General features: G+C 46.1%; 21 protein-coding genes. 20 read left to right on the top strand and 1 reads right to left on the bottom strand.

Translation table 11 applies throughout. From position 1 onward, the window contains the following. Positions 1 to 35 precede the first annotated feature (35 nt). The 3 genes from DW743_RS08305 to DW743_RS08295 all read left to right on the top strand — a co-directional run bounded on the left by DW743_RS08305 (position 36) and on the right by DW743_RS08295 (position 3,064). A complete protein-coding gene (locus DW743_RS08305; RefSeq protein WP_117761289.1) occupies positions 36 to 1,295 on the top strand; it encodes a M20/M25/M40 family metallo-hydrolase in 1,260 nt (419 codons plus the stop codon). 15 nt (positions 1,296 to 1,310) lie between these two features. Further along, complete coding sequence (locus tag DW743_RS08300; protein WP_117761287.1) at positions 1,311 to 2,240, top strand: nucleotidyltransferase family protein; 930 nt, start codon at positions 1,311 to 1,313, stop codon at positions 2,238 to 2,240. 98 nt (positions 2,241 to 2,338) lie between these two features. Further along, a complete protein-coding gene (locus DW743_RS08295; protein WP_117761285.1) occupies positions 2,339 to 3,064 on the top strand; it encodes a glycosyltransferase family 2 protein in 726 nt (241 codons plus the stop codon). Positions 3,065 to 3,149: 85 nt separating this feature from the next. Here DW743_RS08295 and DW743_RS08290 read toward each other — a convergent pair whose 3' ends face one another. Next, a complete protein-coding gene (locus tag DW743_RS08290) occupies positions 3,150 to 4,277 on the bottom strand; it encodes a hypothetical protein (RefSeq protein ID WP_117761283.1) in 1,128 nt (375 codons plus the stop codon). 562 nt (positions 4,278 to 4,839) lie between these two features. On the opposite strand from DW743_RS08290, the gene DW743_RS08285 reads away from it, so the two are divergent. The 17 genes from DW743_RS08285 (at position 4,840) to DW743_RS08190 (ending at position 20,618) form a co-directional block, all read left to right on the top strand. Next, entirely contained in the window at positions 4,840 to 5,814 is a 975-nt protein-coding gene (locus DW743_RS08285; RefSeq protein ID WP_117761281.1) for a cell wall hydrolase, read from the top strand. A gap of 819 nt (positions 5,815 to 6,633) precedes the next feature. Beyond that, entirely contained in the window at positions 6,634 to 7,101 is a 468-nt protein-coding gene (locus tag DW743_RS08275) for an NfeD family protein (RefSeq protein ID WP_117761277.1), read from the top strand. After that, positions 7,098 to 8,066, top strand: coding sequence for an SPFH domain-containing protein (locus DW743_RS08270; protein WP_117761275.1), 969 nt, complete (start codon positions 7,098 to 7,100; stop codon positions 8,064 to 8,066). Before DW743_RS08275 ends, DW743_RS08270 begins: the two co-directional genes overlap by 4 nt. A 355-nt stretch (positions 8,067 to 8,421) precedes the next feature. Then, positions 8,422 to 9,411 carry an ornithine carbamoyltransferase gene (gene argF, locus DW743_RS08265; protein ID WP_117761273.1) on the top strand — a complete coding sequence of 330 codons (990 nt, stop codon included), beginning with the start codon at positions 8,422 to 8,424 and terminating at the stop codon, positions 9,409 to 9,411. Between the two features lie 166 nt (positions 9,412 to 9,577). Beyond that, a complete protein-coding gene (locus DW743_RS08260; protein WP_117761270.1) occupies positions 9,578 to 10,570 on the top strand; it encodes a biotin--[acetyl-CoA-carboxylase] ligase in 993 nt (330 codons plus the stop codon). A 32-nt stretch (positions 10,571 to 10,602) separates the two neighbouring features. After that, a complete protein-coding gene (locus DW743_RS08255) occupies positions 10,603 to 10,986 on the top strand; it encodes a DUF6145 family protein (RefSeq protein WP_117510128.1) in 384 nt (127 codons plus the stop codon). After that, the gene (dusB, locus tag DW743_RS08250) at positions 10,976 to 11,974 is read left to right on the top strand and encodes a tRNA dihydrouridine synthase DusB (RefSeq protein ID WP_243004569.1); all 999 of its coding nucleotides are present in this window, start codon (positions 10,976 to 10,978) and stop codon (positions 11,972 to 11,974) included. The genes DW743_RS08255 and dusB overlap by 11 nt, the downstream gene beginning before the upstream one ends. 120 nt (positions 11,975 to 12,094) lie before the next feature. Further along, positions 12,095 to 13,489 carry an MATE family efflux transporter gene (locus DW743_RS08245; protein ID WP_117761268.1) on the top strand — a complete coding sequence of 465 codons (1,395 nt, stop codon included), beginning with the start codon at positions 12,095 to 12,097 and terminating at the stop codon, positions 13,487 to 13,489. Positions 13,490 to 13,721: 232 nt separating this feature from the next. Next, the gene (greA, locus tag DW743_RS08240) at positions 13,722 to 14,204 is read left to right on the top strand and encodes a transcription elongation factor GreA (RefSeq protein ID WP_022461080.1); all 483 of its coding nucleotides are present in this window, start codon (positions 13,722 to 13,724) and stop codon (positions 14,202 to 14,204) included. 29 nt (positions 14,205 to 14,233) lie between these two features. Continuing rightward, positions 14,234 to 15,832: a lysine--tRNA ligase gene (gene lysS / locus DW743_RS08235; RefSeq protein ID WP_117761266.1), complete on the top strand. Its 1,599-nt coding sequence runs from the start codon at positions 14,234 to 14,236 to the stop codon at positions 15,830 to 15,832. Between the two features lie 239 nt (positions 15,833 to 16,071). Then, a complete protein-coding gene (locus DW743_RS08230; protein WP_008395358.1) occupies positions 16,072 to 16,293 on the top strand; it encodes a DUF6462 family protein in 222 nt (73 codons plus the stop codon). An 8-nt stretch (positions 16,294 to 16,301) separates the two neighbouring features. Then, the gene (locus tag DW743_RS08225; protein ID WP_008395356.1) at positions 16,302 to 16,760 is read left to right on the top strand and encodes a DUF6462 family protein; all 459 of its coding nucleotides are present in this window, start codon (positions 16,302 to 16,304) and stop codon (positions 16,758 to 16,760) included. Between the two features lie 3 nt (positions 16,761 to 16,763). Next, positions 16,764 to 17,048, top strand: coding sequence for a DUF6462 family protein (locus DW743_RS08220; RefSeq protein WP_005340582.1), 285 nt, complete (start codon positions 16,764 to 16,766; stop codon positions 17,046 to 17,048). Positions 17,049 to 18,036: 988 nt separating this feature from the next. Beyond that, positions 18,037 to 18,957 (top strand): ParM/StbA family protein, encoded by a 921-nt coding sequence (locus DW743_RS08205; protein ID WP_077327778.1) that lies wholly within the window; start codon positions 18,037 to 18,039, stop codon positions 18,955 to 18,957. Positions 18,958 to 18,968: 11 nt separating this feature from the next. Beyond that, entirely contained in the window at positions 18,969 to 19,415 is a 447-nt protein-coding gene (locus tag DW743_RS08200) for an ATP-binding protein (RefSeq protein ID WP_226801078.1), read from the top strand. Positions 19,416 to 19,420: 5 nt separating this feature from the next. After that, positions 19,421 to 19,594 (top strand): hypothetical protein, encoded by a 174-nt coding sequence (locus DW743_RS08195; RefSeq protein WP_172622380.1) that lies wholly within the window; start codon positions 19,421 to 19,423, stop codon positions 19,592 to 19,594. Between the two features lie 181 nt (positions 19,595 to 19,775). After that, positions 19,776 to 20,618 carry a hypothetical protein gene (locus DW743_RS08190; protein ID WP_077327774.1) on the top strand — a complete coding sequence of 281 codons (843 nt, stop codon included), beginning with the start codon at positions 19,776 to 19,778 and terminating at the stop codon, positions 20,616 to 20,618. The last annotated feature ends 37 nt before the right edge of the window (positions 20,619 to 20,655 follow it).

Genomic DNA, 20,655 nt, shown 5'->3' with positions numbered 1-20,655 from the left:
AATAAAAAAAGAAAAGAAAAGGACATAACATTATTATGAAAGCAAATACCATCAGCGGCCAGCGGCAGTATGCGTTCATCAGCCAGTTTAACTACATCCGCGAAGCCGGAACGGAAGGCGAAGAAAAAGCAGCCTGCCGGATCGAAAAAGAACTTTCTGAAATCGCAGAAAAATGGGGGCAGGGCGAATTGCAGATCCGCCGCGAGCCGTTCGAGATTGAGACATGGCAGGTTGACGAAGCTGTCTTTACGGTCACAGAGCCATATGAGAAAACATACACCGTCCGCGGCTGCTTCGCGGCAGCCAATACCGCTCCGGAAGGCGTGGAGGCACCATTCCTCTACGTAGAAAACGGCGACCCAGTCAGCCTTTCCCATGCAGAAGGGAAAATCGTCCTGATCAACGGCGGTGCCAATGCAGAAAACTATGAAAAACTGGAAAAAGCAGGAGCCGTCGGATTTCTGATCCTGACCGGAACGCCGCTGGACAAAGACGAGGACCGTCTGCCGGACTACCGCACCCTGCGCGGCGTAAAAAATCCGAAACTGCCGTGCGCCGTCATTCATTATCTTGATGTGATGGAACTGGTAGAACGGGGAGCGAGCCGTGCACGCCTCGTTTTACAGCAGAAAAAAATCAGGAGAACGTCGAAAAATATCATCCTGCGCATCCCGGGAACCGAGCAGCCAGAGGAAATCCTGACGCTGACGGCTCATTACGATTCCGTTCCGCAGGGACCTGGTGCATACGACAACATGGCGGGCGCAGCGATCATCATGGAGCTGGCACACTACTTCGCCGAAAACCGCCCGAAACGGACACTGGAATGCATCTGGTTCGGCGCGGAGGAGCTGGGTCTCTGCGGAAGCCGGGCGTATGTGAAAGCGCATGAAGCCGAGCTGGCGCAGCACCGCTTCAACATGAACGTCGACCTCGCCGGACAGGCCATCGGCGGAACCGTGCTTGGCGTGGCAGCAACGAAAGAGGCATGCGACGTGATCATGGAGCACTTAAAACAGGCGGACAAAGGCGTATCGCTCATCAACAACATCTGGAGCAGCGATTCCAACACCTTCGCATGGAAGGGCATCCCGGCGATGACGCTGAACCGCGATGGTTTCGGCATGCACACCTGCCACGATACGATCGACTGGATCTCCGCCTGGTCACTGAACCGGAGCGCCGGTGTCCTGGGCGAAATCGCCGAGTATCTGGCGGATGCAGAACCATTTCCATTTGAAAGAGAAATCCCGGCAGACTTTGCGGAGAGATTAAAAGTTTATTTTGGAGAATAAAAAGGAGAGAACATCATGAGCAAAAAACCAGTATTAGTCATCATGGCAGCAGGAATGGGAAGCCGTTACGGCGGATTAAAACAGATTGATCCGGTTGACCCGTACGGAAATATGATTATCGACTTTTCCATTTATGATGCAAAACAGGCAGGCTTTGAGAAAGTCATCTTTATCATCAAAAAAGCCATCGATGAGGCATTCCGCGAGGGCATCGGCAGGCGAATTGAGAAATACATGGATGTAGAGTATGTTTACCAGGAACTCGACGTTCTCCCGAAAGGCTACGAAGTGCCGGAAGGCCGCGTCAAACCGTGGGGAACCGGTCATGCGATTCTCTGTGCGGCAGAAGCCATCGACGGCGCACCGTTCGCCGTCATCAATTCCGATGATTATTATGGAAGAACGGCATTCGAGGAGATCTACCGCCAGCTGACAACCGAGCAGGACGGCGCGACCTATCAGTACGCGATGGTTGCCTACGACCTGTACAAAACCCTGACCGACAATGGCCACGTAGCCCGCGGCATCTGCACCGCAGACGACCAGAACCACCTTGTCGGCATTCATGAGCGCACAAGAATCGAAAACCACGGCGGACAGGCCGAATACACTGAGGATGACGGCGCAACCTGGACCGGACTGTCGCAGGGAACCATCGTTTCCATGAACCTCTGGGGCTTCACACCGAGCATTCTGATCGAGCTGAAACGCCGCTTCCTGCCGTTCCTCGAGGATGTATACAAAACCAACCCGTTAAAAGGCGAATACTTCCTGCCGTTCGTTGTCGATGAACTGCTGCAGGAGAAAAAAGCGGAAGTCACCGTACTCCGCTCCTATGATAACTGGTACGGCGTAACGTACAAAGAAGACAAAGAAAATGTCATGGCAGCACTGCAGAAATTAAAAGACGAGGGCCGTTATCCGCAGAAACTGTGGGAAGAATAACAAACGAACGGTACTGGGAAATTTTCTCCATGAGCGCATCTTTCGCAATGAAAAGAAATCCTGTATAATGGATGGAAGGAAATGCAAGGAGAATACCAATGGATACTTTATATATTGTAATACCAGCCTATAATGAGTCGGAAAATATCAAAAGAACGATCGAGGAATGGTGTCCCGTCGTGGAGAAGCATAACGGCGGCGGTGCGTCCCGTCTTGTGATCATCAACGACGGAAGCCGCGACGATACGTATGAAATTGCTTCAGCAGAGTGCGAAACCCACCCGTTGCTCACCGTGCTGACGAAGCCAAACGGCGGCCACGGTTCCACCGTTCTGTACGGATACCGCTATGCACTTGAAAACGGTGCGGACTATATCTTCCAGACCGATTCCGATGGTCAGACCGATCCGGCGGAGTTCGAAAAGTTCTGGCAGATCCGCGAGGGCTACGACGCCATTTTCGGAAACCGCACAAGCCGCGGCGACGGCTTTTCCCGCGCTGTCGTGGAAAAAGTGCTGTGCGCGGTGCTCTGGACCTATTTCCACGTATCCGTGCCGGATGCAAATGCCCCGTTCCGTCTGATGAAAGCAGACTACGTGGCCGAGTATCTGCCGCTGATGCCGCAAAACTACAATCTGCCGAACGCACTGCTGACTGCCTTCGGAGCGTATTTTCACCGGAAAATCCGTTTCATCCCGATCAGCTTCAAGCCGCGTCAGGGAGGAACAAATTCCATCAACATCCGTAAAATCGTAAAAATCGGCCGTCAGGCGCTGCACGATTTCCGTGAGATTCAGAAAGCGGCTGCGAAAAAAAGAGGATAAAAAATAATATAAGAGAAGGAACGTATCCCATGTTTCATGAGATACGTTCCTTCTCTTGTATTATTTTTTATTATGGACCTTATTTTTAATAGAAGCGATGCGATCTTTTCTGATTCATGGAATCCTTTAGTGCCAGAAGTGATTCGATCAGGATCAGAAGCAGGATCACAGCGATCATGACTGCGAGGATCTGATTTGTTCGCTGATGGAACCAGGAGCCGATTCCTGTGTGTGCAGTCTGTGTATTCTCGGCCTGTGCGGCATTTTCAAGAGCTGCAGTTTCCGAAGTAATAATCTGTGCATCCGGGTCTGTTGTTCTGACAGATGGTACAATCTGCGTTGCGGCTGGAAGCTGGCTGGAAGAAGTAACAGCGGATGCGGTAACTTCCGGGTGGATGGTGGAAAGATCAACTTCTTCGTCTTCTGTAACAACTGCGCTGGCAATCGGTTCTGCTGCGATCGGTTCGGATGCAGGAACCTGTTCCGGTGCAGCTTTGGATGCAGGAGCTGCGGTTTCCGGAAGAATATTTTCCTGTGTCGGCTGTTCCGAAGCAGATGGCTGTACCACGGTCGGGGTTTCTGCCGGTGCGGATGGCTGTTCCGGAACGGATGGTTCTGGAGCGGCCGGTTCTTCCGGAACTTCCGGTGCAGATGGCTCTTCCGGAAGAGATGGCTCCGGGTCAGTTGCCGGTGTTTCCGGGATTGCGGTACAGTAAACAAGAGAAGTCATCGCCGCCGAAGAATCCGTAATCACAACGGAACCGCCATTGGAAACGGCCTGTCCATTAACATAGAAGGAAATCTGATCCATATCCAGTGTGTAGCCAGGTTCCGTAACCATCGATACGGAGAACGTTCCGTTTACTTCCTCGACCGGTTCGCTGTTCTGATACAGGACATAGGAACCATCATCGGAAAGATATGACATGGTGACCGGCGCATCCATTGTGGAATCCTGAAATGTCAGGGTAGCATCGGTAAAAGCAAGAGCCGCCTGATCGGTGTTCAGATAGAATTCCAGGTCCTGTGCATCGTAATGGGTGAAGTGAATGGTAATTTCACCGGCGTCTGTATTTTCTGCACTTGGAACTGTCTCGGCTGCTGCCGAATACGGAGCGGAAAAAAATAATCCGGCCGCCAGGAGGCCTGCCATTCCGAATCTCAGAATCAAATTTCCTGTGTGTTTTTTCGTTGTCTGTGTGCTGTGTAACATATGACATCCTCCTTTCACCTGATCGGTTTCTGATGTCGATCTGTTTTATTTTCCTGCGGTAAGTTTCACGTATAAATTGAAAGAAAAATAATTGATAAAATATAAATTTTCTTTCTTTTTAAAGATTATACCATATGTAGAAAGAAATATCATGTAAAAATAAAAAGTTAAAAGAAAATTTGAAAATGCGTCAAAAGTGGAAAAGGTTTGTAATGCATGTCGAAAAATAGAAAAAGAATTGTCACAATTTCTTAAAAAATATTTGCGGAAAAAGAGGGCAGAAAGGGCAGAATGTGAAACAAAAGCAAAATAAAAAGAAGGAAACAAGACACGGAAAAGTATTCCAGGCAGGCCGCATGCAGAAGAAAAAGTGGGAATAAAAACCGATCCAATTCGTCAAAAAAGCGGAAAAGTGGTGAAAAATTGTGGGTTCTATGAAAAAAACGATGGGAAAAGACAGGAATGTTGTCGAAATATTCTAGTTGACAAAAAGATGTAACACTGGTAGAATCGGTTTGTAACAAGATGTAACAAAAACGTAATAATTGTTTAGGAGGTAAGTATGACATTCAAAAAAAGTTATGTGCCGGGCATCCTGGGGAGCGTGCTCACACTGACTGTTATCATGGCTGCACCCGTAAAAGCAGAGACAAAGGAAGAAACCATTTTAAATAAAACAGACTGGAGCACAATGGCTGCAGCAAACGTAGAAGGATATGCCAACATCCGCAGCGAGGCAAGCGTGGATTCCGAGATCGTCGGAGTTCTGATGCCGGGCTATGCGGTTACTGTAACAGAAAAAGGAGACGAGTGGAGCAAGATCTCTTCCAATGGTGTAGAAGGCTACATAAAGAATGAATATCTGGTATTTGGGGAAGAGGCAAAAGCACATTACCGCAATATGTGCGGTATCATCGGAGTTGTTCAGGCGGACAGCCTTCGTGTCCGTGAGGCAGCATCCACAGATTCCGCGCAGGTTGGAACACTGACACAGAATGGTGAAGTCAGCGTATTCGGCGAAGAGGCTGACTGGTATCAGATCCAGTACAGCGGAAGCAGCGCATATGTTCATGGAGACTATGTGACACTTTCAGAGGAGTTAAAAGGTGCTGTTTCCATGGAGGAATACCAGGCATCACAGGCCTGTGTGGCAAGCAGCGCAGCAGCAGCCTCCACAGCAGGCAGTGCATCGGTAATTTCCGCAGACAGCAATGATGTGGCAATGCTTGCAGCACTGATCGAGTGCGAGGCAGGCGGCGAGAGCTACACAGGAATGGTGGCAGTCGGAGCGGTTGTAGTAAACCGTGTCAACAGCGGTTCCTTCCCGAACAGTGTTTCCGGCGTTATTTATCAGGGTGGACAGTTTACACCGGTTGCGACCGGAACCTTCCAGAGCGTGCTTTCCCGCGGAGCAAGAAGTGACTGTTATGCAGCTGCACAGGCAGCACTTTCCGGCGAGAGCCCGGTTGGCGGATGCCTGTATTTTAACAGCGGCTACGGCAGCGGAATCCAGATTGGATATCAGCACTTTTATTAAAAACAGGCGTGGAACCTTTGCAAGGGGATAGGCGGAGGGAGCATGCATTTCCATAGATTGTGATCGGTTCAAAGTCATGAAAAATGAGATGGAATCGACGGTATAGAAAAAAGAGTAAGTGAACAAGGGGAGACGTTCACTTACTCTTTTTTTACTCTGAAACAAATACTACCGGATAGTCAAAAAGTGCAGACTATCCTTATGGAGTTTTACAGGAAATGTTGTTGGATTTCCAGTTACGGGACATCGTTATTTTCAAAAATTTTCAACAGCTTGGTTTTCTGGTTATCGGCGCGGAAGTCTGCTAATGTCTGACGTAGTGTTGTATGGCGGACGCGGTAGGTATTGGAGAGAAAACAGAAAAAAGTGATTCCCCAAAATACCGGCCAGAGCAACACACATTTATGGCGACCTGATGCTGTTTCACCTGGTGATTGGTGCAATGTATCTGGCGAAGGAAGAGATGACATATGAAGGAAAAAATGTTTCTGCGGTCAGAAAGCTGCTGAAACAATATGGGTCAGATCCGTTTGTTCGAAAAACTCTGACGATATGGAATTGCCTGCATTACGTAGTTCAAATCAAATCGGTATTCTGGAAACTATTAAGCTTCACCCTCGTATTATTTTTACGTATTCACGCATATGGTTTTTTGTCAGCCATCCTCGTTTTCATGTCCCGGCTTGGAATTGACAGTCTGTAGACGATTCCTGACAAATCTTTCTTTTTTCTGAATGTTTTTAACTTTGCTTGTTATTTTTTCATCATTATAGTATGATGAATACAACAGCCAATTTTTTCAGAAAGGGGGAAAAACGCATGGGTATTACAGCTTACCTGCCGGTTTACTGGCTGATCGCACTCGTCGTTTTTTTAGTGATTGAAGCAGCAACACTTGGTCTTGCGACGATCTGGTTTGCAGGTGGGGCGCTTGTTGCTTTGATCGCTGCCATGTGCGGAGCCGGGATTGTAATTCAGATTGTACTGTTTCTTGTTGTATCGCTGGTACTTCTGTTTTTTACACGTCCGCTCGCCGTTCGCTTTCTGAATAAGGATACACTGAAGACGAACGTGGACCGTGTGGTTGGCATGGAAGGAGTCGTGACGGAGGAAATCTCCAATCTTGCGGGAACCGGAAAGGTTTCGCTTGGAGGAAACGTGTGGACTGCGCGTACAGAGAACGAAGGAGGTACGATTCCCGTGGATGCAGTCGTTACGGTGCTCCGTGTGGAAGGCGTCAAGCTGATTGTAAAGGTCAAAGAAAAAGAAGGAGGAAATGAAACATGAGTGGTGGAGGAGTTGCAGGAATTTTATTGATTGTGCTTCTTGTGATTGTACTGTTTATCGCAGCATCGTGTGTGAAGATCGTGCCGCAGGCCAGTGCTTACGTTGTTGAGAGCCTTGGAAAATACAAAGGCACCTGGGCAACCGGTCTTCATTTTAAAGTTCCGTTTATCGAGCGCGTGGCCATACGCGTGAATTTAAAAGAGCAGGTGGTGGATTTCCCGCCGCAGCCGGTTATCACAAAAGATAATGTTACGATGCAGATTGATACCGTCGTATTCTTCCAGATTACCGATCCGAAGCTGTTTGCATACGGTGTTGTCAATCCGCTGATGGCAATTGAAAACCTGACGGCAACAACGCTTCGAAACATCATCGGAGATCTCGAGCTCGATGAAACGCTGACATCCCGTGAGATCATCAATACAAAGATGCAGGCTGCGCTTGATATCGCGACCGATCCGTGGGGAATTAAAGTAAACCGTGTCGAGCTGAAAAACATTATGCCTCCGGCAGCCATCCAGGAAGCGATGGAGAAACAGATGAAGGCAGAGCGTGAACGCCGTGAAGCAATCCTGATTGCAGAAGGAGAAAAAAAATCGACCATCCTTGTTGCCGAAGGTAAAAAACAGTCAGCTATTCTCGATGCAGAGGCTGAAAAACAGGCGGCTATTCTTCGTGCAGAAGCAGAAAAAGAGAAACGAATCCGTGAGGCAGAAGGTCAGGCAGAGGCAATCCTCAAAGTACAGCAGGCAAATGCCGATGGTATCCGCGCGATCAAAGAAGCCGGTGCAGACGATGCTGTTCTTACCTTAAAGAGCCTCGAGGCACTCGGTGTTCTGGCAAATGGAAAGGCAACAAAGATTGTTGTTCCGTCCGATCTGCAGGGACTGGCAAGTCTGGCCACCACATTCAAAGGTATTGTGGAGGAACAGAAAGTGCCGGCAGGAAAAGAAGTGCAGAAGTAAAATAGAGATAAATCGATAAGAAAAAGAGAATTCTCCCACAGAAAGCGTGATGCCGGATGTGGGAGATTTTTCATGGACAGCGAACAAAAGTCCGCAGTTACAAGAGCCCCCGGTGACAGCCGTGATAACGGGAAAAATGGAAAGAGAGTGTTTTTAAAGTGCATAAAAATGCATATTATATGAATAATATAAAGAAAATACGTAAAAATATACATTTTACTCTTGACAGATGAACAGGTCTGTTTCATAATAGAGACTATTCAAGGAAACCAAGGGGCAAAAAACTTTTTGACCCAACATCACAGTATAGGAAATAATAAAATACACCATATGCAGATATAAGGAGGAACAAGCCATGGATTTAAAAGGACGCGATTTTCTGACATTGAAAGATTTTACACCGGAAGAGATTGCCTATCTGCTGGATCTGTCCGCAGAGCTGAAGGAGAAGAAAAAGAAAGGCATTCCGGTGGATACCCTGCGTGGTAAAAACGTTGCGCTGATTTTTGAGAAAACCAGCACCAGAACCCGCTGTTCCTTCGAGGTAGCTGCACACGATCTCGGTATGGGGACAACGTATCTGGATCCGACCGGTTCCCAGATCGGCAAAAAAGAGAGCATTAAAGATACTGCCCGCGTTCTTGCCGGTATGTATGAGGGAATTGAGTACCGTGGATTCGGCCAGGAGATTGTAGAAGAGCTGGCAAAATATTCGAAAGTTCCGGTATGGAACGGACTGACGAATGAGTATCATCCGACACAGATGCTCGCCGACATGCTGACGATCCAGGAAGAATTCGGCCATTTAAAAGGCATCAAATTCGTTTACATGGGCGACGCCCGTTACAATATGGGAAATTCCCTGATGATTGCATCTGCAAAGATGGGAATGGATTTTGTAGCCTGCGCACCGAAGAAATACTTCCCGAACGCAGAGCTTGTGGCTCAGTGTGAGGAGTATGCAAAGGAGAGCGGTGCAACCATCACCCTCACCGAGGACGTAAAAGAAGGAACAAAAGATGCCGATGTTATCTACACCGATGTCTGGGTATCTATGGGTGAGCCGGACAGCGTATGGGAGGAGAGAATCCACGATCTGACTCCGTACCGTGTCACAAAAGAAGCAATGGCAAATGCAAAAGATACCGCCGTATTCCTGCACTGCCTGCCGTCCTTCCACGATCTGAAAACAAAGATCGGAAAAGAGATCCACGACCGCTACGGCCTGAATGAGATGGAAGTAACCGATGAAGTATTTGAATCTGCGCAGTCGAGAGTATTCGAAGAAGCAGAGAACCGTATGCATACGATCAAAGCAGTTATGGCAGCGACCCTCGGAGCATAAAGTTTTGGGTGGAAAAACCGGAATAGACTGTGTATAATAGAATAACGAAGAAACACGCACAGCAGCGCTGCGGAAAACTCTTCCGCAGCGCTGCTGTTGATTTTACGAAACGAAGAAAGCGTGCTTCTTATGTGAGAAAGCGACACGGGGAGTGTGAAGATACGATATGCTGGAAAATAAGAGAGCCGAGACGCTGCGTCTTCTGCGGGAATCCGGAAAAAATGTTTCCGGACAGGAGCTGTGTGAACATTTTGGGATTTCCCGCACCGCAGTATGGAAAATGATGAATCAGTTGAAAGAAGAAGGATACGAAATTGAAGCCGTTCAGAATAAGGGATACCGTCTGTTAAATGAGCCGGATCTTGTAACGAAGGATGAGCTGGAAAGCCGCACGCATACGAAATATGTCGGACAGACGGTTTATTACAGCCGAGAGGTGGATTCGACAAACACGTGGGCGAAGCGGCTGGCGGAAGAGGGTGCGCCGAACGGCACCCTGACAACAGCCGAGACGCAGACTGCCGGAAAAGGCCGCCGTGGCAGAGTCTGGAAATCGCCGGAGGGAACCTCTGTTTCGATGTCGATTCTGCTGTACCCGGATCTTGAGCCGGCCAAAGCACCGATGCTGACGATTGTAATGGGACTTGCCGTAGTGCAGGGTGTGCAAAGAGCGCTCGGTGTCGATACGAAAATCAAATGGCCGAACGACGCAGTGCTGAATGGGAAAAAGCTCTGTGGTATCCTGACAGAGATGAGCGCACAGATTGATTATATCAATTATGTTGTCATCGGAACCGGAATCAATGTCAATCAGATGGAATTCCCGGAAGAAATCGCGGAGATTGCGACCTCACTGGCGATAGAAATGGGTCATTCCGTCAACCGGGCGAAAGTGGTCGCAGCAGTGCTGGAGGCATTTGAGGAGGACTATGAAAAATTCCTGGAAGCAGGGGATCTCTCCGGGCTGAAGGAAGCATATGAGGCTGTGCTTGCAAACAAAGATCAGCCGGTGCGTGTACTCGATCCGAAGGAACCGTTCGAGGGCGTTGCACTTGGCATCACGCCGACCGGTGAGCTGCGCGTGCAAAAAGAGGACGGAACGATCGCTGAGGTGCATTCCGGCGAGGTTTCGGTGCGAGGCTTATACAGCTACGTATAGAGAGAACGGAAAAGGAAGAGAAAGGAAAAATTATGTATTCAGATAATGAAAAAGTAGTGCTTTGCGGAGCAAGTGCATACGAACAGAAATATTATTTTAACCAGGATTTTGCATCGCTGCCACAGTCTGTGCAGGATGAGCTTCATGTTATGTGTGTTATGTTTACGGTAGAAATCGGCGGTATTTTTACCATGTGGTTTGACAGCGACGGAAGTCTGCAGTTTGAGACAGAGGCCGTAGACGCAGATGCGATGTACGACGAGATCGGCGGCGCGCTTCGGATTAAGCAGTATCAGGAAGAAAAAAAGGAGCTGCTGGAATCCCTGGAGCTGTATTATCGTGTCTTCTTCCTCGGTGAGGAGGTGCCGGAGGAGGCGCTGATGGAAGAGGACGGAGAGAAGCCGAATGGAAAATAAGAAACGTACACTGCAAAAGATGCCGCCACTGAAAATCGGAAACGTGGAGATGCCAAACCCACTCGTGCTTGCACCGATGGCGGGGGTGACGGATCTGCCGTTTCGTGTTCTGTGCAAGGAGCAGGGCGCGGGCCTGATCTGTATGGAAATGGTGAGCGCGAAGGCAATTTTATATAAGAATAAAAATACCGAGGATCTGATGACGATCGATCCGGGTGAGCATCCGGTGTCCCTGCAGCTTTTCGGCAGTGATCCGGAGATTTTGGGGCAGATTGCCGCTCAGATCGAAGAAAGACCGTTTGATATTCTGGATTTTAACATGGGCTGTCCGGTGCCAAAGGTTGTCAATAACGGCGAAGGCTCGGCCCTTATGAAGGATCCGCATCTGGTGAGGAAAATCGTGACAAGCATGGTAAGGGCAGTGAAAAAGCCTGTAACCGTAAAGATTCGAAAGGGCTTTAACGAAGAATCGGCGAATGCTGTGGAAATTGCGAAGATCCTCGAGGACTGCGGAGTGGCCGCAATTGCGGTTCATGGAAGAACGAGAGCGCAGTTTTATTCCGGAAAAGCAGACTGGGATATTATCCGCCGGGTAAAAGAGGCAGTTTCGATTCCGGTTATCGGAAACGGCGACGTGGTGGATGCGGCGAGTGCCGAGGCACTGGTGGAGCAGACCGGCTGTGACGGAATCATGATCGGACGCGGCGCGGAAGGAAATCCGTGGATTTTTAAACAGATTCTTCATTATATGGAAACAGGCGAAACGCTTGCAAGGCCGACCCAGCATGAGGTAAAAGAAATGATGCTCCGCCATGCACGGATGCAGGTGGAATACAAAGGCGGCGCGATCGGCATCCGCGAGATGCGCAAGCATGTTGCATGGTATACGGCAGGCTTTCCGCACTCGGCAAAGCTGCGCGCGGCGATCAATCAGGTGGAGAGCCTGCAGGCGCTGGAACAGATGCTGAATGAGTGGGAACGAGGATAAAAAATAAGTCAAAAAAGTACCTATGATATGCCAATATTGATATATCATGGGTGCTTTTTCTGTGCTATACTGATAAACAGAGGTATTGGGACAAAAAACACTAAAGAGGGAGTGTAGTGTATGACTATGAAGGAACTTTTCGCACCGTCCGACATGACGGTGGGAAAGCCGTGGGAAAAGATTGTAGCTTTTACAATCCCTATGCTGATCGGCAACATTGCCCAGCAGCTCTACAATACGGTTGACAGTATTGTGATCGGAAAATATGTCGGGGACAATGCGCTTGCGGCAGTTGGAAGCGCCAGCCCGATCTTAAACCTGCTTCTGGTTCTGTTCGTCGGAATTTCCGTCGGCGCCGGCGTCATGGTGTCGCAGTATTTTGGGGCAAAACAAAGAAAAGAGCTTTCGATGACGATCGGAAACTGCGTCACGCTGACAGCAATTTCTTCCATCATTATTATGATTCTGGGAGCCGTCCTCTCAAGGCCGCTGCTGGAAATGCTGAAAACACCGGATTCCATCATCGACTGGTGTACATCGTATCTGGTGATCCTGATGGTGGGCTGTGCCGGCAGTGCGTACTATAACATTCTATGTGGTATCCTTCGCGGACTCGGCGATTCGATTTCGGCGCTGATTTATCTGCTGGTGGCAACGGTCATCAACATTGTATTGGATATTGTATTCGTTTCCCAGTTCCACATGGGCGTTGCCGGAGTTGCATACGCGACCGTGATTGCGCAGGCAATTTCTGCAGTACTCTGCATGTGGCGTCTGATGCGTATGACCGACATTTTTGATTTCAGACCCAAATACCTGAAAATGAAAAAACAGTATTCGATGGAAATTATCCGCCTTGGTCTGCCGTCCGGTATTACCCAGGTGATCTTCTCCATGGCGATGGTTATCGTACAGTCGCTGACCAACAGCTTCGGTGAAATGGTTATCGCCGCGAATGTTATCATCATGCGTGTCGATGGCTTTGCAATGATGCCGAACTTTTCGTTTGGTACCGCGATGACAACGTATGCCGGTCAGAATGTCGGTGCACGCCGTATGGACCGCGTAGAGCAGGGCGCAAAACAGGGAACACTGATTGCAGTCGGAACCTCAACGACCATTACCCTTTTAATTGTTATTTTCGGCCATCATCTGATGGGAATCTTTACGAATACCACAGAGCTCGTAACATTAAGTGCCAATATGATGAAGATCCTTGCGGTCGGCTATATTGCCATGGCAATAACACAGTCGCTTTCCGGCGTCATGCGTGGAGCAGGCGATACGATGACCCCGATGTGGATTTCGATGGTTGTTACTGTTGTAATCCGTGTGCCGCTGGCATACGGTCTGGCCTTTCTGACCAGGACGCCGGAGCTGCCAAACGGACGATATCAGGTACTCTGGATTTCCATGCTGGTAAGCTGGTGCATGGGTGCGCTTCTGACGCTGATTTTCTATAAAAAAGGAAATTGGAAAAAGAAAGCACTGACAGGAAGCTCATCCGAAAAATAAAGGAAAAATAAGAGAAAGATGCAGGAAGGATTTGTGAAAAAGAAAATCTTTCCTGCGTTTCTTTTTTTCTTGACATTCCGTGGGCAATCCTTTATACTACTTTAATTGTTAGGATAGGCGGAGTCTATCCTTATTTCAACCGGGAATACTGAAAATACAGCGCATTTCCGGAGAGTTTACAGAATAAAATCAGATATGACTGGATACAGAAACGATAGAAAGGGTGTATAAAATGGAACAGAAAAAAACGATTCTTACCTATGCCGGCCTGAAAAAACTGGAGGACGAGCTTCATGACCTCAAAGTAAACAAACGTAGAGAAATTGCCGGTAAAATCAAAGAAGCAAGAGAGCAGGGAGACCTTTCCGAGAACGCCGAGTACGATGCAGCAAAAGATGAGCAGCGTGACATCGAGGCAAGAATTGAAGAGATCGAAAAAATCCTGAAAAACGCAGAGGTTGTTGTTGAGGACGAAGTAGATTCCGATAAGATCAATATCGGATGTAAAGTAGACGTACTGGATCTGGAGTATGACGAAGAAATCGAGTTCCAGATCGTTGGTTCCACCGAGGCAAACAGCCTGGAAGGAAAAATTTCCAATGAGTCTCCGGTAGGAAAAGCTCTGATCGGCGCGCACAAGGATGATATTGTCGATGTAGAAACACCGGCCGGAATTATGCAGTACAAAGTACTTTCTATCCAGAGAAATATCTAATAAAATACAAAGAAAAGGGAGTGAAGAGATTGGCACAGCAGACACAGGAACAGGATATTAACCACTTACTGAAGGTTCGCCGCGAGAAACTCGCAGAGCTGCAGCAGAACGGAAGAGACCCGTTCCAGATTACAAAGTTCGATCAGACACATCATTCGCTTGAGGTGAAAGGTCTTTACGAGGCACATGAGACTGAGCTGTTAAAAGACCGCCAGGAGCCGAACGTAGAGGGAATGGATGAGGAGCAGGCGAAAGAAGCTCTTAAAAAGGATTACGAAGAGAGAAGAAATATCATGGACGCAAGCCCGATCCATGTGGCAATTGCAGGACGTATGATGTTTAAGAGAGTCATGGGCAAGGCATCTTTCTGCAACATTCAGGATTTACAGGGAAACATCCAGGTATACGTTGCAAGAGATGCGATCGGAACAGAGTCTTACGCTGATTTTAAAAAATCGGATATCGGTGATATCTTCGGAGTGGAAGGATTTGCTTTCAGAACAAGAACAGGTGAGATTTCTATCCATGCAGAGAAAGTGACACTCCTCTCCAAGAGCTTACAGATCCTCCCGGAGAAGTTCCACGGTCTGACAGATGTAGATACCCGTTACCGTCAGAGATATGTAGACCTGATCATGAACACAGAGTCTAAAGATACCTTTATCAAGCGTTCCAAGATTCTCAGTGCGATCCGCAAGTACTTAAGCGGAGAAGGATTCATGGAAGTTGAGACTCCAATGCTTGTACAGAACGCAGGTGGAGCAGCAGCAAGACCGTTCGAGACACATTTCAATGCCTTGAACGAAGATCTGAAGCTTCGTATTTCCCTGGAGCTGTACCTGAAGAGACTGATCGTCGGAGGACTCGAGAAGGTATATGAGATCGGACGTGTATTCCGTAATGAGGGTCTTGATACAAGACATAACCCGGAGTTCACTCTGATGGAGCTTTACCAGGCATTTACAGATTACCACGGCATGATGGATCTGACAGAGAACCTGTATCGTTTTGTCGCACAGGAAGTGCTCGGAACGACACAGATCGTATACAAGGGAATCCCGATGGATCTCGGTAAGCCGTTCGAGCGTATCACAATGGTTGACGCAGTGAAGAAGTACGCAGGCGTTGACTGGAATGAAGTTGAGACTCTGGAGCAGGCAAGAGAACTTGCAAAAGAGCATAATATTGAGTTTGAAGAGAGACATAAAAAAGGTGATATCCTGAATCTCTTCTTTGAGGAGTTTGTAGAGGAGCATCTGCTTCAGCCGACGTTCGTTATGGACCACCCGGTTGAGATCTCGCCGCTGACGAAGAAAAAGCCAGAGAATCCGGAATATGTAGAGCGTTTCGAGTTCTTCATGAATGGATGGGAAATGGCAAATGCTTACTCTGAGCTGAATGACCCGATCGACCAGAGAGAACGTTTTAAAGCCCAGGAAGAACTGCTTGCCCAGGGCGATGATGAAGCCAATACAACAGATGAAGACTTCATGAACGCATTGGAGATCGGTATGCCGCCGACCGGTGGTATTGGATTCGGCATTGACCGTATGTGTATGCTTCTGACAGGCGCGGAGGCAATCAGAGACGTGCTGCTCTTCCCGACAATGAAGAGCTTGGATAAATAAACCTAGTGTTTATGCGGGATTGAGGCATTTGAGTACGTCAAAGGACGCATTAAAAGACGTATTTTGGCATAGTCATTTACATCAGTATGAAAGAGTACACAATCTGAAAAGAATAAGACTCAATCGAATATGAACTACTAAGAGGACATTTTCTAAAGAAATTTAGAAGATGTCCTCTTTTTTGCGTTATGGAGAAAATACGTCATTTGTTATGAAGTCAAAGTGAAAGGAGCACAGCAATGGATGAATCAAAGAAAAAAGATAGATATGAGGATGCAAAAAAGTTTGTAAGATATTCAGATGGTGCAAAGATGTACAGTATGGGAATGACAAAATTTCAAGAAGTGGCTAAGGATGCCAAGGCTTGTTATAAGATTGGTCAGCTTGTACTTGTTAATACAGAAATATTGGATAAGTATCTTGAAACTTTTCATATTACAGATTCTGAGTTTTATAAGTAGGTGATGTTATGGTAAATACATTGAGTGGTTCAGTTAGTGCCTATAGAAAAGAAATTGTAAAACCAAGATTTATTCGTATTGATGAAGTAATGGCTTTATTAGATGTAACACGAGATGAGGCAATGGATATAGCATTAGCTGCTGGAGCAAGATATCAGCTTGCAAAGATTATATTAGTACATAAGGAAAGGTTGATGAAATTTATGAAACATTTTGCAAGAGTGCCTAGTTCAAACAAAATCGTAGAAAAGAAGTTTGTAAGAATTGGGGAAGCTTCAATGACATATAGCATAGGGCATCATAGATTTATTGAAATGGCTAGAGCAGCGGGTGCTGTATATAAGATTGGAACAGCTAAGGGAAATACTATATTAATAAATTTGGAAATTTTTGATGATTATATGGAGCAATTCAGAGAACCGCCAACAGAAATGAAACATCCATTGCCAAATGTGAAAGGAGACTGATGAATGAGTTACTCATATAAGTGCTATTCAGATACAAAGGATTTTATGAAAAAATTTGTAAATGCAGAGGAAGGAGCGATTATTTATGGGATAAGTAAATCTAGAATCATAGTAATTGCGAGAGAGGCAGGAGCAGTCTATAAAGTCGGTAATTCAGCATTAATCAATACGGAATTATTTGAAAAATATCTTGAACGATTCAGAGAGCCGGCAAGAGAACTGCCTAAGCATACATGGAACAAATTAAAGGAAATGACAAATACACCAAAAACTGGTGAAAATTCGTAAAAATACACCAGTGGTGTCACTTCCGTAAAATTAAAGTGCATTGTAGAATATCAATTGTCCAAGAGAGATTGGACATAACAATTGAATAATCAGTTACAGATTTGCAAAGTAGTTTGCACTGCAGAGTATCTGTAGGTAGTAAAATTACGGGGCATGTACCTGGAGGATGAAAGTCACAGCTATCATATTAGTAGTCTGATGGATTGAAAGATGAAGGGCGAGAAGCTGGATGGAAATCTGGTAAAAGGAATAGGCATGTTGCGTAAGGATAATTAACCACAGAGGGCGAGAAGTTCGTCCTTATCCTCAAAAGGCTAAAAGAGGAGATAGTGCTTCTGATAATTCAGAAGGGCGTCGTGAAACACATTTTGTGGCTCGTCTGTAACTCCCGGAGGTGAGAACACCTCTTTGTACACGGGGCGATATAGGAGTCTAGAAGACTGGCGTGTACCTACATGCTTAGCGTTAAGCATAGCCATGTAGACTATATCACTTCCAAATTCAAATTCTGTCTATATGGCAACTAATTTGAAGGAGGATAAAGTGGTGATGGGATTTAGCATAGCATTAATAATTATTGTTCTTATCGTATTGTATTCGTTAGCTAGGACGGCAGGAGAGTCGGACAGGACAATGGAACAGATAAGAGAGCAATCACTCCTTGGAAGGGAGGAGAGCTCTGGTGGGAACAGTTGAAAAAAGAGATAAGCATAAGAAACGCAGGTTTGTATCTCCAGAAGAAAAGCTTGAAAGAGAATTAAAAGATTGTATGCATTGTAGATTCTTCTGGGGACATAACAACAGATGTGCCAATGGAACATGTTGTAAACCATCTAAGAAAAAGGAACAGAAACTTCCGACGGAATGTGTCGGATGTCCATATTATCGAGGGAATGGTTATTGTTTTCCTTGTATGCGAAAGCTGATAGGAAAGTAGGTGGTTAAGATGTTCAAGTGGCTGTTTAAGAAGAAAGGATGTGCAAAACACATGAATAACAAGTTAGAAGTAATCGGCATTGATCATGGATGGTCAATGATGAAAACAATCTCTCAGGTATTTGTCACAGGTGTTAAGGAGATTACAACAACTCCGGCACTTTTCGGCGATGTACTTGAGTATGAAGGAAAGTTCTATAAGGTTGGAGCTGTGAGGCAGGAAGTAAAGGATACAAAGGTCGAAGATGACAGCTTTTATCTTCTCACTCTTGCAGCAGTTGCCAAGGAACTTAAAAGAAGAGGTCTTGCAGAGGCAAAGGTATTTCTTGCTGTAGGACTTCCACTTACAAGATTTGGAGCAGAGAAGAATGATTTTATCAAGTACCTGACAAAGAATAAGCGTGTAAGCTTCAAATATGAGAATGAGTCATATCATATTGAAATTGATGATGTGGCAGTATTTCCTCAGTGCTATGCAGCAGTAGTGGACAAGATTCCTGCTATGGCAAAGAAAACACTGATAGTAGATATTGGAAGCTGGACAATCGACATTATGCCGGTAATCAACAAGTCACCGGATGAATCAAAGTGTGTGACGATTCCAAAAGGTCTTATTACCTGTATGCGTTCTATCAATGAGCAGTGTGTAAGACAGCTTAACGGAGAGGTAGACGAGTCAGAGATACAGAACATCATGCGATATGGCAGGTCAGATATTGATGATGAATACTTTGCCATTATCAAGGCAGAGATAGAGGATTTTGTTGATAAGGTATATAACTCAATCCGTGAGTTTGGGTATAACTTAAAGACTACACCGATTGTATTTGTCGGTGGCGGGGCAGTTGTGATGAAGAATTTTGGCAGTCACGATGCAAAGAACATTTCCTATAACCTTGATGTAAAGGCAAATGCAAGAGGATATGAACAGCTTGCCACGATGGGACTTAAAAGCACTAAGCGATTATCATAAGGAGGCAGATGATGGGAAGAAGACTTGAATATGAAGTAAAAACTTCTGTCCGCCTCAACATGAGCAATCCTCAGCATGTGAAAATCAATGATGTGATTCAGAACCTTGATCCAAAGATTTTCAAATCTAAGAATCAGTTCATCATAGATGCGATTCAGTTTTACATTGATAATTATGGAAAAGAAACCTTTGTTATCAAGAAGAAGGAAAAAGAGAGGGCTGAATATATCCGGTCAGAAGATATTGATGACATTAAGGAAGAAGTCATTGAAGCAGCAACCAATGAGGCTAGAAAAGAGGTAATAAAGCTGTTAGGCGGAGTGATATCCGGGATGAATGTTGGTCAGCCGGTAATTATGCAGGCAGCCAATAGTGAAGCACAAGAACTTACAGAAGATGTTATGGACGATGCAGATGTTGCAGGTCTTGCAATGGGATGGATGTCGAAAGGAGACTGATTATTATGAGAAGAGTTATGGGAGCCGTAGGAACAGTGATTTTAGAGATACTCAAGTGGATATTAAGGATAATTCTTGGAGCTTTGAAGCTGGTCTTAGGACTTGCCAGAATAATTCTTCTTCTATTCGCAATGGTGGCAAGGGTATTTCTTTCATTCGTAAGAATGGGCACATTCTGAGAGGAGGTGAGCGAATGCAGGTAAAGGGTTTATTCTTAAATTATAAGAAAAACAGAAGACTTATGCAGTATTTCTTTAAAATAAGAGAGCTGGTATAATGAAAGGAGTTTAAGATGCACAGAATACGGGACAGTCCTATGTGTCCCGTGCATTACAGATAAATAGTTCACTGCAAGGGTGGATGGCACGGAACACAAAGCCCGTCCCTCTTGCGGAGAAGGGATGGGTGATTACTATGAAGAAGATAAGTATTATCTTATTATCCGCAGTACTGGTCTTTTCAATGGCTGCCTGTAATGGTGGTAAGGAAAAGGCTGATAATCAGACAGAGAAACAGACGGAAAGCGTAAAGCCAACTGAAGAAGTAGCAATGGCAACGGAAGCTGTCACAGAGGTCACAACCGAAGCTGGAAGTGATGAGACAGAGAAAGATATTGCCGAGGCTAAAGATTCAGAAGAGAAGACTGATAAAGAAGATAACCGATCCGCAGATAATAAAACTGCTTCAAAGCAGGAAGAAAAGCCAAAGCAGAATGACGAGCCGGAACAGAAAGCTCCTGTAAATGATAATGAGGAAGCTGGCGGAAATCAGAGTAATGCAGGTAATGGTGGTCAGACTACAGACAGTCCGAAAGACAATGTGAGCAACCCACAGCCTGCATCCGTGGCATACAGTCCACAGAATGTTGTGTCACTTGCAACAGCAAAGTGTCAGGCAGGAGGAATGATTACCACACAGCAGAATTTACAGAACCATTTGAATGATGGCAGTATCACGCAGGAAGAGTACAATGAGTATTATCCTTACGATGGTATGGAAGGCTCTTATTATAGTGTGTTTGTAGAGACAGACCTTAACAAAGCAAGTACCATTGATGGACAGCGGTTATCATCTGAGGATGCAATCGCAGAATATATTGCAAGTATGTTACTTTTGGAAACAGATCCGGTATTCTACATCAGTTATGATGGAGTTTACACGACAGGCGGCACAGACTATTACGAGTTTCGATGTCACAGATAAATAAAAACGAATAGAAGCAGAAGGAAGAAAGATGTAA

Origin of the sequence: Blautia sp. AM28-27, assembly GCF_003480905.1 — a bacterium.
GTDB lineage: Bacteria > Bacillota > Clostridia > Lachnospirales > Lachnospiraceae > Fusicatenibacter > Fusicatenibacter saccharivorans.
Note: the sequence above shows the minus strand (reverse complement) of the source record. Positions and strands in the feature narration are given on the sequence as shown.

What these genes read in the sequence shown, in the direction of transcription:
- DW743_RS08305 (WP_117761289.1), top strand. Translation starts at nt 36, where the DNA reads ATGAAAGCAAATACCATCAGCGGCCAGCGGCAGTATGCGTTCATCAGC.
- DW743_RS08300 (WP_117761287.1), top strand. Translation starts at nt 1,311, where the DNA reads ATGAGCAAAAAACCAGTATTAGTCATCATGGCAGCAGGAATGGGAAGC.
- DW743_RS08295 (WP_117761285.1), top strand. Translation starts at nt 2,339, where the DNA reads ATGGATACTTTATATATTGTAATACCAGCCTATAATGAGTCGGAAAAT.
- DW743_RS08290 (WP_117761283.1), bottom strand. Translation starts at nt 4,277, where the DNA reads ATGTTACACAGCACACAGACAACGAAAAAACACACAGGAAATTTGATT.
- DW743_RS08285 (WP_117761281.1), top strand. Translation starts at nt 4,840, where the DNA reads ATGACATTCAAAAAAAGTTATGTGCCGGGCATCCTGGGGAGCGTGCTC.
- DW743_RS08275 (WP_117761277.1), top strand. Translation starts at nt 6,634, where the DNA reads ATGGGTATTACAGCTTACCTGCCGGTTTACTGGCTGATCGCACTCGTC.
- DW743_RS08270 (WP_117761275.1), top strand. Translation starts at nt 7,098, where the DNA reads ATGAGTGGTGGAGGAGTTGCAGGAATTTTATTGATTGTGCTTCTTGTG.
- argF (WP_117761273.1), top strand. Translation starts at nt 8,422, where the DNA reads ATGGATTTAAAAGGACGCGATTTTCTGACATTGAAAGATTTTACACCG.
- DW743_RS08260 (WP_117761270.1), top strand. Translation starts at nt 9,578, where the DNA reads ATGCTGGAAAATAAGAGAGCCGAGACGCTGCGTCTTCTGCGGGAATCC.
- DW743_RS08255 (WP_117510128.1), top strand. Translation starts at nt 10,603, where the DNA reads ATGTATTCAGATAATGAAAAAGTAGTGCTTTGCGGAGCAAGTGCATAC.
- dusB (WP_243004569.1), top strand. Translation starts at nt 10,976, where the DNA reads ATGGAAAATAAGAAACGTACACTGCAAAAGATGCCGCCACTGAAAATC.
- DW743_RS08245 (WP_117761268.1), top strand. Translation starts at nt 12,095, where the DNA reads ATGACTATGAAGGAACTTTTCGCACCGTCCGACATGACGGTGGGAAAG.
- greA (WP_022461080.1), top strand. Translation starts at nt 13,722, where the DNA reads ATGGAACAGAAAAAAACGATTCTTACCTATGCCGGCCTGAAAAAACTG.
- DW743_RS08230 (WP_008395358.1), top strand. Translation starts at nt 16,072, where the DNA reads ATGGATGAATCAAAGAAAAAAGATAGATATGAGGATGCAAAAAAGTTT.
- DW743_RS08225 (WP_008395356.1), top strand. Translation starts at nt 16,302, where the DNA reads ATGGTAAATACATTGAGTGGTTCAGTTAGTGCCTATAGAAAAGAAATT.
- DW743_RS08220 (WP_005340582.1), top strand. Translation starts at nt 16,764, where the DNA reads ATGAGTTACTCATATAAGTGCTATTCAGATACAAAGGATTTTATGAAA.
- DW743_RS08205 (WP_077327778.1), top strand. Translation starts at nt 18,037, where the DNA reads ATGAATAACAAGTTAGAAGTAATCGGCATTGATCATGGATGGTCAATG.
- DW743_RS08200 (WP_226801078.1), top strand. Translation starts at nt 18,969, where the DNA reads ATGGGAAGAAGACTTGAATATGAAGTAAAAACTTCTGTCCGCCTCAAC.
- DW743_RS08195 (WP_172622380.1), top strand. Translation starts at nt 19,421, where the DNA reads ATGAGAAGAGTTATGGGAGCCGTAGGAACAGTGATTTTAGAGATACTC.
- DW743_RS08190 (WP_077327774.1), top strand. Translation starts at nt 19,776, where the DNA reads ATGGCACGGAACACAAAGCCCGTCCCTCTTGCGGAGAAGGGATGGGTG.